The organism is Nocardia sp. NPDC020380, assembly GCF_044386975.1.
Lineage (GTDB): Bacteria > Actinomycetota > Actinomycetes > Mycobacteriales > Mycobacteriaceae > Nocardia.
The window spans coordinates 221,914-233,881 of the sequence record NZ_JBIRVQ010000011.1 but is presented as its reverse complement, the minus strand read 5'-3'; the positions used below and the strand labels follow the sequence as shown (position 1 = coordinate 233,881).

Below are 11,968 nucleotides of genomic sequence, written 5' to 3'. Positions count from 1 at the left end.
GTCATGCGGGTCCTGCTCGCCTTCGCCGGCAGCCGGGGTGACGCGCAGCCGGGCATCCTGCTCGCGCGGGAACTGGCCGCGCGCGGTCATCGGGTGACGCTGGCCGTCTCGCCGAACCTGGTGGAATTCGCCGAGCACCACGGTATTTCGGCCGCACCGTTCGGGGTGGACAGCGAGGTGTTGTTGCGCGCCCAGCTCGACGACACCCGCTTCGCCAGCCTGAATCCGTACCTGCGGGTGCGGGCGCTGCTGGATCTGCAGCGGCGCGGCGTGCCGGAGGCCGGGCGGGACCTGCTCGATATCGCCACGGACGCACAGGTTCTCGTCACGGGCATGGCCTGTGAGGAGCTCGCCGCCGAGGTGGCTGCGCAGCGTGGCGTACCCCTCGCGGCGATGCATTTCTTCCCCATCGCGCCCAGCCGCGCGGTGCCGGTGGTGCCCGCGGCCTGGGGGCATCGGATTCCCGGTTCGCTCAATCGCCTGGCCTGGCGGGCCCTGGCCTGGGTGCGGGCCCGCGCGCTGGAACCGGCCCTCGCGGAACTCCGGGCCGAGGCGCCCGCACGGTACGAGGCGCCGGGCGAGCGCGTCCGGATCCAGGCCTACGACGGAGAATTGTTCCCGGGACTGGAACTGGAGCTCGGGGGAGCGCCAGTCACCGGATTCCCCGTCGTACCAGAGGATTCCGAACCCGCGCACAACCCGGTCGCGAGCAACCCGATCGCGGGCCACCCGGCCGCGAGCGGTGTGCTCGATGCCTGGTTGTCCGCGGGCCCCGCACCCGTATACGTCGGATTCGGATCGATGCAGATCCCGGATCCGGAGGGCCTGGAGCGCACGATCCGCGCCGTCTGCCGGCACCTGAGCATGCGATTGTTGTTGTCCGGCAGCATGTTCCGGCAGGGTTTCAGCCCGGAGGTGGCCGTCGTGCGCTACGTCGACCACACGTCGGTGCTGCCGCGTTGCGCGGCCGCCGTGCATCACGGCGGCGCCGGCACCACGGCCGCCGCCCTGCGCGCCGGCGTGCCCTCGGTGATCTGCGCCGTGCAGGCCGATCAGCCCTATTGGGGCCGCCAGCTCGAAACTCTGGGCCTGGGCGCGACCCTGCCCTTCACCGATCTCACCGCCGACCGCCTCGAACACGCGCTGACCCGCGCCACCGAGCCGGCCACCGTCATGCGGGCGGCGGCGTACGGCATGCGGTTCCGGGACGACGGCGTGAGCCGGGCCGCCGATGTCGTCGAATCCATGGTCCCCGTGGCCGAACGACCCGATCACTCGGGCACGGCCACCGGACCGACACTGTTCGGAGGTAGCCCCCAATGACCGGAACCAGCGAGCCGCAGCTCGAGATCATCGTGGAGAGACCGGAACTCGCCATCGAGACCCGCGGTCTGGGCAAGACCTTCGGCGGCATGACCGCGGTCGACGCCGTCGACCTGGAGGTCGAGGCCGGCACGGTCTTCGCCCTGCTCGGCCCGAACGGTGCGGGCAAGACCACCACCGTGCGCATGCTGGCCACCCTGCTGCGCCCGGATCGCGGCAGCGCCAGCGTCTTCGGCTACGACATCGTCCGCGACGCCACCGCGGTCCGCTCCATGATCGGGCTCACCGGCCAGTACGCCGCCGTCGACGAGAACCTCACCGCGGTGGAGAACCTGCGCCTGTTCGGGCAGCTGCTCGGCCTGACCCACCGCGCCGCCGCCCGCCGCGCCACCGAACTGCTGGAGGAATTCGAGCTCACCGGCGCCGCGACCCGGCGGGTGAGCACCTTCTCCGGCGGCATGCGCCGCCGCCTGGACCTGGCCGCGACGCTGATCACGGTGCCGCCCTTGATCTTCCTGGACGAACCCACCACCGGCCTCGACCCGCACACCCGGGAACGCATGTGGTCGGTGGTGCGCGGACTCGTCGATCGCGGCGCCACCATCCTGCTCACCACCCAGTATCTGGAGGAGGCCGACGCGCTGGCCGATCGCATCGCGGTCATCGATCACGGCACGGTGGTCGCCGAAGGCACGGCGGGCGAACTGAAGTCGTCCATCGGTGAGGAGATGCTGCGCATCGATCTCGCCGATGCCGGGCAGCGCCCGCTGGCCGATGCGGCCGTCGAACGGATCACCGGAATCACTCCGCTGCACGGGGATACGCCCGACACGCTCACGGTTCCCTTGTCCGACACCGATCTCGCCGCCGAGGTGATCGCGGCCTGCCGCACCAGCGGTATCCGGTTGCGCGGCTTCGCCGTGGACCGGCCCGATCTGAACTCGGTCTTCCTCGCTCTCACTCGCCAACCGGCTGCCACAGCGTCGTCCGCGGCCACCTCGCCTGCCGTCACCCGGGGGTCCGCATCATGACCGTTCTGACCGAAACACCCGTGCGCGTCCACGCCCCGCGCGTCGTCCGGGAGCCCACCGTCCTGCACGTGGGATTGGCTGCCGCACTGTGGCAGTCGCTGATCATGGCCAAGCGCGGCATGCTCACCTTCCGGCACAGCCCGCAGCTGCTCTACGATGCCGTGCTGCTGCCGATCGTGGGACCGCTGCTGTTCGGCAATGTGTTCGGCACCGCCATCGCGGGCAGCCTGCACAACTACCTGCCCACCCTGGTGCCGGGCGTGTTGGTGCAGATCGTGCTCACCTCCTCGGTGGCCACCGGTGTGCAGCTGTCCGAGGACATCCACTCGGGTGTCTTCGACCGGTTCGTGTCCATGCCGATCTCGCGTTTCGCACCGGTGGCGGGCGCATTGGCCGCAGGGGCGACGAGATACGTGATCGCCGCCGTCATGGTGCTCATCGTCGGTTTCGGTATGGGTTATCGGCCGGATCATCCGTTCGGGCTGCTGGCCGGCGCGTTGCTGGTGGTGCTGGCGACCACGGCCATGAGCTGGCTCTTCGCCTTCATCGGCGTCACGGTGGCGCGGCCCGCGGCCGTACAGGGCATGTCCATGCTGGTGCTGACCTTCCTCAGCTTCGCCTCCAATGCCCTGGTCCCGGTCGCCGCCATGCCGACCTGGCTGCGGCACGTCTCCGACTACAACCCGGTCTCGCATCTGGTGGCGGCCGTGCGCACGCTCGCCGATTCCGGTCACGCGGGCAGCGATCTGCTCTGGTCGGTGGTGGCCGGCGTGATCGTGGCCGTCGTGTTCGCGCCCTTGACCGTTCGCGTGCTGCGCACCCGATAACCGGAGGATCCCCATGAATCGCCTCACCGCGGACGACGACCTCTTCCTCAAACTGCACGACCTCTATGGCAATGCCTTGGTCAATCAATTGGCCTGGCGTTTCGACGAACCCGTGCATCCCGAGGTGCTGGAACGCTTCCACGCCCACCTCGCGCACGGCTTCCTGGCCCGTCGGGTCCGCAGCACGGCGGTGCCCATCGCCCGGCCGTGGTGGACGGTGGCCGCGGAATCCCATCCGCTCACCATCGAGACCGCGCCGGTACCCGAAAGCGGCGTCCTGGACTGGTATTTCGCGCAGAGCCGGGTCGACTTCGATCCGCGCACCGGCCGGGTGTGGCGACTGTCCGCCGCACCGACCGCGGACGGCGGCATGCTGCTGTCCCTGGTCACCTCGCACGTCGGCGCCGACGGTGGCGCGGTGCTGTTCGCGGTCGGCGACGCACTGGAGCGGCTGGATTCCGATGCACCGGTATCGATCCCGGCGAGCTCGGGACGGCTCGTAGCGGGCGACAACGGAACCGCTTCGCGCCGGGATCATTTCGCCGACGCACTCGGTCAGTTGCGTGCCGCCGCCCGGGGCATCCGGGCCGCCATCGCCGCCCGCGGCGTGCACGAGCCCGAGCGCAATCCGCGCCCGGAGGAACCGCGACTGGACCTGCCCGATCAGTACACGGCCGCCGTCGCGGTCGTGGAGGTGGAGCTGGCCGAATGGAAGGCGGTGGCCGCCGCCCATCAGGGCACCGCGAACGGGCTCATGGTCGGCGTCGCCGTCGGCCTGCTCGGCCGCACCGGCCGCCTCGGCGAGGAAACCGTTGTGCGCGTGGACATTCCGCACTCCATGCGGAAGCCCGAGGATCCCCGCGCCAATGCCACCACCGGCCTGCCCATCGCCGTGCCCTACCGCGCGGGCGAACTCACCGATCTCGCGCACGTGCGGGCCGCCATCAAGGAGGCCGGTAAGGCCTACGCCGATCCGGCCACCACACCGGCGCTGCAACACCTGCAGCCCGTGCAGATGATGCTGCCCCGGGCGGTGCTCGGTTACTTCTCGCGCACCGCGAAGGCGCCGGAATGCCTGTGCACCAACCTCGGTGAGACCGGCCAGGCCGTGGCCACCATCGGCGGCTATCTCGCCCGTTCGGTCCTCATGCGGCCGATCGTGTGCACCCGCGAGACCGATATGTTCCGCCGGCTCGAGGTCGGCCTGAACCTGTCCTGGTCCAGTGACGGCGAGACGGTGACCCTCGCCATCACCGGCGCCGACCCCGACCGCTTCCCGACCCGCGCCGCCCTGCACGACTACGTGGCAAAGGAATTCGCGGCCTGGGGCCTGCACCCGACCTTCTGGAGTTAGGGCGTTCCGTGCGCAGTTACCGGCGAATGTTCGCGCACAAGCGCTCCCAGTTGCCCGAGCCGATCTGCTCGCGCTCGGCGTCGGTGAGATCGGCCTGTTCGAGGAAGTTCCGTCTGCAACGGCACGGCCGCGGCCGGTGTCAGGCGCTGCAGTCCCGGGGTGGTCAGGGACAGGACCTGGACGTCCATGCCCACCTCGTCCATGGCCTTCAGCCGCTCGTCGCCGAGATCCAGCAACCCCGACGGGGAAGGCCCGCGCAGGGCGAACTGCAGGGCCGGATCGTCCGGCGCGGTCCCGGCCGCCGCCTGCCAGGCGTCGGCGATCCGGTCGGTCACGAGGTGTTCTTCCAGGCCGATGATTTTCATGGCTGTCTCCTCTTCGCTCGGATTCGACACTAGGAGGCGGGCAGCCTCCGGCGCTGGAGTGATCTACGACACATTGTGGCGGGCCGTGATCGGGAGGGGCCGTCTGGCCGCCCCGCGGGCCACCCGGGGATGATCTGCTACATGACAGACCCTGGAGTGCGGATCACGGTGCTGGGGTCGATGACGCTGTGGCAGGCCGGCGCACAGACCACCATCGGCCGCCCGCGCACCCAGGCGGTACTGGCCGCGCTCGCGCTCACCGACGGCCGCCCGCTGAGCGCCGCCGAACTCGTCGACGCGGTGTGGGGCGAGGAATTGCCGCGGCAGGCGACCCACTCCCTGCGCACCCACGTCCTGCTGCTGCGCAAGCTGCTGGAACCGGATCGCGGAATGCGCACGCGACCCGCCGTGCTGCTGTCGGTCGGAGACGGTTACCGGCTGCGCCTGGAACCGGACGCGATCGATGTGCAGCGAGCGCGCCGCCTCGCCACAGCCGCCGAAAACGCGGCCGCCGCGCATGACCCCGAGCAGGCACTGGCGCTGCTGACCCAGGCGTTGGAACTCTGGCGGGGAGCGCCCCTGATAGGAGTGCCCGGCCCTTTCGCGGAATCACAGCGGCGCGCCCTCACCGAACTCCGGATCACCCTGCTGGAGGCCCGCTTCGAGCACGCCTTGGAGCTGCACCGCCCCGAAACGCTGGTCGCCGAACTGACCGCTCTCACCGCCGAATACCCCCTGCGCGAACGACTTCGCGGATTCCTGATGACGGCCCTCGACCGCTCGGGCCGCCGCGGCGAAGCCCTGGCTGTCTACCAGGAAGCACGCCGCACCCTGATCGACGAACTCGGCATCGAGCCCGGCCGCCCCCTGACCGAACTGCACCAGCGCATCCTCACCGATGACCTCCCCGGCCCCGCCCACTCGAATCCTAGTGCCCGGCAGCCGCTCGCAGCCTCAACTCGTCCCCCTGGCCCGAATCAGTCGGCGCGGCAGTCGTCCATGGTGCCGTCCGGCCCGGGAGACTCGAATCTGGTTCTGTTGCAGCCGGTCATCGCAGTCTCCGCGCAAGCGGTGACGGCGCGCGGACTGCTGCCGGCGCAGCTTCCGGTGGATGTCGGGGATTTCGTCGGTCGCGGCGAGCTGGTCGCCGAGCTGGTGGAGTGCTTGACGCCGGATCCCGCCGCGCCCGTCTCCGCGGTGGTCATCGGGATGGGTGGCGCCGGGAAGACCACGCTCGCAGTGCATGTCGCGCATGCGCTGGCCGAGCACTATCCCGACGGGCAGTGGTTCGCGGATCTCGGTGGCGCGGACGAACGGCCCGCCGAACCGGACCAGGTGCTCGGCGTGCTGTTGCGCGGGCTCGGGATTCCGGAGGGCGCGGTGCCACCGGACGGCGCCGCACGGTCGGCCCTGCTGCGGGAGACCGTGCGCGGCCGACGGGTGCTGCTGGTGCTCGACAATGCCAGGGATGCCGCGCAATTGGCCACGCTGCTGCCCGCGACACCCGGCAGTGCGGTCCTCGTGACCAGCCGAAATGCGGCCGCCGGCATGCTGCCCGGCGCCTGGGTGACCGCCCTGGAACTGCTGCGGCCAGAAGAGGCGAAACAGTTGTTCCGCAGCATCATCGGGGCCCGGCGGGTCGATGCGGAACCCGAGGCCGTGGACGCGATCGTGACCGCGTGCGGGCTGCTGCCCTTGGCGATTCGCATCATCGCCGCCCGGATCGCGGCCCGACCGCAATGGCCGATCAGCGCGGTGGCCACCCGCCTGGCCGATGAGCGGCGGCGGCTCGGTGAACTGCGGGTCGGGAACTCCGCGGTCGAGTCGACCTTCCAATTCGGCTACCGCCAACTGGATCCCGCACTCGCCCGGGCCTTCCGGCTGCTGGCCGTCCCCGCCGTCCCCGACCTGTCGGTGGCCGCCGCGGCCGCCGTGCTCGACCGCACCGTCCCGGAAGCCGAGCAATTGTGCGAGGCCCTCATCGATGTCGGGCTGCTGGAGTCGCCGCGGCCGGGTCGCTACCGCTACCACGATCTGCTGCGGCTGTTCGCGATTCAGGTCGAGGACCCGGAAGGCGAGCGCGCGCAGGCGCTACCGCGTCTGACCGACCACCTGCTCGCCACGGCGAAGAACATTCTGCAGCGGCAATGCCCGGGCCACCGCCTCGATCTGTTCGTCGAAACAGCTTCTCCCGGAGCGCAATTCGATGATTTGTCCAGCATGTACGACTGGATCCGGGCCGAGGAGCCGGGCATCATCGCCCTGAACCGGCAGGTCGCGGCGGATCAGCCGGGACTGGCCGCGGTGTGCGTCCAGATCGCGCTGGCGCTCGCCAGCCGCCGGGATGCGAGCACGCACTCACCACAGCTGGTGCGATCACTCTACGAACTCCTGGATGTCGCTGTAGCGCAGGGTGATACGACCACGGCGTCCCGGGTGCGGGTGACGCTGGCCGCGGCGCTGACCACGGACCTCAACGATCCCACCGCCGCGCGCGAGGTACTGCGCCTCGCGCTCCCCGATCTGGCCGCCGCGGGAGACCGGCTGATCTGGGCGGTCGGCATGGAGATGGACGGTCTCGCGGACTATTTCGGCGGCCGTCCGGCCGACGCGATCGGCAAGCTGCGGACGGCCGCCCGGACCTTCGGTAGCGAGGGCGACCCGTGGAACGAGGGGCGGAGCACCGCCGGCCTGGCCGTCTTCTGCGCCGACGCCGGACAGTGGGACGAGTGCGCGGCGGCCGGCGAACGGGCCCTCGCCCTCGCCGGGGGGACCCCGCGCCCGGACTTCGAATCGATTGCCCTGAAGGAACTCAGCCGGGTGGCCCTGGTCCGGGACGGCGATGCCCCGCGTGCCCTCGCACTGGCGGAAAAGGCTGTGCGCGCCGCCCGCGGACACGGCCGGTTCCTGTATCTCGGGTTCGCCCTGCTGCGCTCGGCCGAGTCCGCCCTGCAGGCGGATCGGCTGGATCTCGCCGAATCCGCTGCCGCCGAAGCGGTCCGGACCCTGACCGACCACGGCGGGCCCGGCCATCGCGCACAGGCCCTGGTGCTGCAGAGCCGGGTCCTGGACACGCTGGGCCGCACGGCGGAAGCGGTCGCGGCGCAACAGGAAGCCGTCGCACTGTACGAGAAGCTCGGCGTTACCGCACCGACGGTCGGCGGGCGCTATTCGGGCTGAGTTCCGGATGGTGTTTCAGCGCAACAGCTTCAGCAGATCCACCGCGGCGCCGAGGGCCGCGTCCGCCGACTCGGTGACATAGAGCAGGTCGATGAACACCGAGTCGAAGGGCGTCTCCGCACCGAGACCTCGCACGGCATCCGCGACATCCTGCAACGGGGTGCCGCCGGTGACATTGACCCGCACCACCGTCTCGATATCGCCCGGATCGCGCCCGGCCGCCTCGGCCGCACGGTCCACCAGCGCGCGCTGCTGTAACAGGAAGGCGTGCTGTTGCTGCAGGAGGAAGGCCTGCTGCTGTGGACCGGTGACGAGCAGCACCGGCAGCCAGCCGTCCGCCCGCCGCCCCACCCGGGCCAGTCCGGCCGGGCTGAAGGCCCCCAGCTGAATCGGCGGCCGGGGCCGCTGCACCGGGGACAGCCCGGCGTGATGCCTGGGCACCGACACCATGGTCCCGGTGTATTCGGCCGGATTCGTCGTCCAGATGGCTTCCAGCGCATCGAGCGTCTCGTCCAGGCGCTGACCGCGATCCCGGAACGGAATGCCCGCCGCCTCGTATTCCTCTGGCGACCAGCCGATTCCGAATCCGGCCCTGGTCGCCGGTGTGTGCGTGCCCGCCGAACTGCGGTAGGGCGAAACCGATTCTCATACCTGTTCTTTCGTCGCGGGGGAGTCAGGCGGCGGAGCCGTAGAGGCGGAGCTTGGCGCGCTGGTGTGCGCGCCTGCCGACCAGCCGCCACATCACCCGGGCGATGAGCGGGACCTTGCGCAGGAACATGTCCCGTTCCGCCGGGGTGGCGATGTCGAGCAGCGCGCTGAGCGACTCCATCATCTGTTTCTTGCTCTGCTCTGCTCTGCTCTGCTCGGCGAGTCCGCGGCGCCCGAGCTCCTCCCATTCGTCGACCGTGAGATGGGCGGTCACGAGCGGGAGGACGGTGGTCTCCTCGTCGTCCATGTGCGCGGTGAGGACCGGTCTGTCACCAGCTGGATTCGCTCCCGGTCACCCTCGGGCAGCGTCCGGACGAGCTCCGGCGCTCGGGTGAATACTTGCCGGAAGCAGCGGTGCACCAGGACCATGTCCTGGACGTCGGGCGTGGGCCGGCTGGTCTTCTCGACGGTGTGCATGCCACCGATGCTGGTCCGACCGGGTCATCCTCCGGTCAACAGCTGATCATCACGGGCTGTTGACGGCCCGCCAATTTAGGTGTAACCATGGATTACAGTTATGTGTGTCACTCTTCGAGAGGCTCTGACAATGGCGTCAGCATCCGTGAACACCGATTCGGCCGTCGCCGTCGCGCGTGAGTACGCCGAGAAGCTCCTGCTGCTGTCGCAGGGGTCGGTCGACAAACACTTCGATCCTTTTACCGATATCGATTGGGACAACCCCGATTTCGCGGTCGATCAACACGACAAGCGCTGGATCCTGCCGGTGTCCGGGGACATGTTCGCCCGGCACCCCTGGTATCAGTCGCAGTCCGAGGCCCGCAAGATCGAGATCGGGCTGTGGCGGCAGGCGAATATCGCCAAGGTCGGCCTGCAGTTCGAGACCCTGCTCATCGGCGGGATGGTGCAGCACACCTTCAAGCTGCCCAACGGCTCCCCGGAGTTCCGCTACTGCACCCACGAGGTGATCGAGGAGTGCAACCACACCCTCATGTTCCAGGAGATGGTCAACCGCATCGGCAAGGACGTGCCGGGCATGGGGCCGATCCTGAAGCAGCTCACCTATGTCGTGCCGGCCTTGGCCTCACTGTTCCCGAACCTGTTCTTCATCGCCGTGCTGTCCGGTGAGGAGCCGATCGACCACGTGCAGAAGGCGATTCTGCGCGCGGGCGAGGACGTGCACCCGATCATGCGGGGCGTCATGGCGATTCACATCGCCGAGGAGGCGCGCCATATCTCCTTCGCGCACGAGTTCCTGGAACATCACGTGCCGCAGGCGAACCCGCTCAACAAGTTCGTGCTCTCCATGGCCTTCCCGATCGTCATGTGGATCGGCGGCCGGGCGATCGTCATCCCGCCACGCTCCTTCTTCCGGGAGTTCGACATCCCGCGGTCGGTCCGCAAGGACGTCTTCTTCGGATCGCAGGATGCGAAGGATTCCTTCGCGGGTTTCTTCGGCGACGTCCGCTCGCTGGCGAAGCGCCTCGGGCTGATGAACCCGGTGGCCAAGCAGGTATGGAAGGTCCTCGGTATAGACGGCCCCACCACCCGTTACCGCTCGGAGCCGGATCGTCCGGGCCAGGTACGTGCTGCCTGACCGGTTACTTCCCCGGGGTTTATAGACGTAACCCTGAATAACATGTAATACTCGGTGCGCCTCGACGCCGGTGTCGGGGCGCGACCAGAAGCGAGTGACTCGATGACGCGGCATGTCGATGTACTGATCATCGGCGCAGGTCTGTCCGGAATCGGCATGGCCTGCCACCTGACCAGGGAGAAGACCGGGCGCAGCTATGTGATCCTGGAACGCCGGGAAGCCATCGGCGGCACCTGGGACCTGTTCAAGTACCCCGGCATCCGCTCCGACTCGGACATGTACACCTTCGGCTACGGCTTCCGCCCCTGGATCGGCACCAAGGTGCTGGCCGACGGACCCCATATCCGCGAGTACATCGAGGACACCGCCGCCGAATACGGCGTCACCGACCACATCCGCTTCGGCCGCAAGGTCACCCGCGCCGATTGGTCCAGCGAACGGGGCGTCTGGGTGATCGAGGCCACCGACGAGCGCACCGGCGACACCGAGACCTACACCGCCGACTTCCTGGTCGGCTGCACCGGCTACTACAACTACGACGCCGGCTACCGCCCGAAGTTCCCCGGTGAGGAGAACTTCAAGGGACAGCTGGTGCACCCGCAGCACTGGCCCGAGGACCTCGACTACGCCGGCAAGAAGGTCGTCGTGATCGGTTCCGGCGCCACGGCCATCACGCTCATCCCCGCCATGAGCAAGGACGCCGCGCACGTCACCATGCTGCAGCGGTCGCCCACCTACATCGCCGCGCTGCCCGCCGACGATCCGGTCGCGGTCGGCCTGAAGTACGCGAAAGTGCCTGCCGCCCTGGCCTACAAGGCGGGCCGGGCGCGCAATATCGCGCTGCAGCGGGCCAGCTACCAGCTCTCGCGCACGAATCCCAAGCTGTCGGCCAAGCTCATGCTGGCGGCGGTGCGCGCGCAGGTCGGCAAGAAGATCGACATGCGGCACTTCACGCCCTCGTACAACCCGTGGGATCAGCGGTTGTGCGTGGTCCCCAACGGTGATCTGTTCCGGGTGCTTCGCAAGGGGGAAGCATCCATCGTCACCGACCACATCGAATCCCTGACCGAGCACGGGATCCGGCTGAAGTCGGGGCAGGAACTGGAGGCGGACATCATCGTCACCGCCACCGGCCTGCAGGTGCAGATGCTCGGCGGCGCCGAGCTCGAGGTGGACGGCGAGGTGCAGCACACCCGCGACCTGGTCGCCTACAAGGGCGCCATGCTCAGCAATATCCCCAATGCCATGGTGATCCTGGGCTACACCAACGCCTCCTGGACGCTGAAGGCCGACCTGGCCGCCGAATGGTTCTGCCGCCTGCTCAATCACATGCGGGACAACGGATATCGCGAGGTCGTGGCGGTGCCGCAGCCGGGTGACATCTCCGAGCACTCGCTCATGGGCGGCGCGCTCACTTCGGGCTACATCCAGCGTGGTGACGGCGTCATGCCGCGGCAGGGCACGCGCGGGCCGTGGCAGGTGATCAACAACTACTTCCGCGATCGGCAGCTGCTGCGCAAGGGCGAGATCGAGGACGGCGAACTGCGATTCAGCCGCACCGCCGAGACCACGGTCCCGGCCACGGCCGAATCCCGTTCGGCCTGATCCGGTCTCGATCGGGTTCG

Annotated in this window: 11 protein-coding genes; 7 read left to right on the top strand and 4 right to left on the bottom strand. The window is 69.2% G+C overall.

Annotated features, from left to right (window positions below):
- Positions 1–3: 3 nt before the first annotated feature.
- Genes ACH438_RS30155 through ACH438_RS30140 form a run of 4 tightly spaced genes read left to right on the top strand, consistent with a single transcriptional unit; the run spans position 4 to position 4,535 of the window.
- The gene (locus ACH438_RS30155) at positions 4–1,323 is read left to right on the top strand and encodes a glycosyltransferase (protein WP_397011266.1); all 1,320 of its coding nucleotides are present in this window, start codon (positions 4–6) and stop codon (positions 1,321–1,323) included.
- Positions 1,320–2,354 carry an ATP-binding cassette domain-containing protein gene (locus tag ACH438_RS30150; protein WP_397011264.1) on the top strand — a complete coding sequence of 345 codons (1,035 nt, stop codon included), beginning with the start codon at positions 1,320–1,322 and terminating at the stop codon, positions 2,352–2,354. The genes ACH438_RS30155 and ACH438_RS30150 overlap by 4 nt, the downstream gene beginning before the upstream one ends.
- Positions 2,351–3,181: an ABC transporter permease gene (locus ACH438_RS30145; RefSeq protein ID WP_397011261.1), complete on the top strand. Its 831-nt coding sequence runs from the start codon at positions 2,351–2,353 to the stop codon at positions 3,179–3,181. Before ACH438_RS30150 ends, ACH438_RS30145 begins: the two co-directional genes overlap by 4 nt.
- A 13-nt stretch (positions 3,182–3,194) precedes the next feature.
- On the top strand, positions 3,195–4,535 hold the full coding sequence (locus ACH438_RS30140) for a hypothetical protein (protein ID WP_397011259.1): 1,341 nt from the start codon (positions 3,195–3,197) through the stop codon (positions 4,533–4,535).
- Here the strand turns inward: ACH438_RS30140 and ACH438_RS30135 are convergent.
- Positions 4,532–4,900 (bottom strand): hypothetical protein, encoded by a 369-nt coding sequence (locus tag ACH438_RS30135; protein ID WP_397011257.1) that lies wholly within the window; start codon positions 4,898–4,900, stop codon positions 4,532–4,534. The genes ACH438_RS30140 and ACH438_RS30135 overlap by 4 nt on opposite strands.
- Positions 4,901–5,041: 141 nt before the next feature.
- Here ACH438_RS30135 and ACH438_RS30130 point away from each other — a divergent pair, with 141 nt between their 5' ends.
- Positions 5,042–8,080 (top strand): AfsR/SARP family transcriptional regulator, encoded by a 3,039-nt coding sequence (locus ACH438_RS30130; protein ID WP_397011255.1) that lies wholly within the window; start codon positions 5,042–5,044, stop codon positions 8,078–8,080.
- Between the two features lie 15 nt (positions 8,081–8,095).
- Here ACH438_RS30130 and ACH438_RS30125 read toward each other — a convergent pair whose 3' ends face one another.
- From ACH438_RS30125 to ACH438_RS30115, 3 genes are all read right to left on the bottom strand, one after another.
- Positions 8,096–8,659 carry an LLM class flavin-dependent oxidoreductase gene (locus tag ACH438_RS30125; protein ID WP_397011513.1) on the bottom strand — a complete coding sequence of 188 codons (564 nt, stop codon included), beginning with the start codon at positions 8,657–8,659 and terminating at the stop codon, positions 8,096–8,098.
- A gap of 94 nt (positions 8,660–8,753) precedes the next feature.
- Positions 8,754–9,035: a hypothetical protein gene (locus tag ACH438_RS30120; protein ID WP_397011253.1), complete on the bottom strand. Its 282-nt coding sequence runs from the start codon at positions 9,033–9,035 to the stop codon at positions 8,754–8,756.
- Positions 8,999–9,205 (bottom strand): hypothetical protein, encoded by a 207-nt coding sequence (locus tag ACH438_RS30115; protein WP_397011251.1) that lies wholly within the window; start codon positions 9,203–9,205, stop codon positions 8,999–9,001. The genes ACH438_RS30120 and ACH438_RS30115 overlap by 37 nt, the downstream gene beginning before the upstream one ends.
- A gap of 130 nt (positions 9,206–9,335) precedes the next feature.
- Between ACH438_RS30115 and ACH438_RS30110 the strand changes: the two genes are divergently transcribed.
- The gene (locus tag ACH438_RS30110; protein ID WP_397011249.1) at positions 9,336–10,343 is read left to right on the top strand and encodes a diiron oxygenase; all 1,008 of its coding nucleotides are present in this window, start codon (positions 9,336–9,338) and stop codon (positions 10,341–10,343) included.
- Positions 10,344–10,445: 102 nt separating this feature from the next.
- Entirely contained in the window at positions 10,446–11,948 is a 1,503-nt protein-coding gene (locus ACH438_RS30105) for a flavin-containing monooxygenase (protein ID WP_397011247.1), read from the top strand.
- The last annotated feature ends 20 nt before the right edge of the window (positions 11,949–11,968 follow it).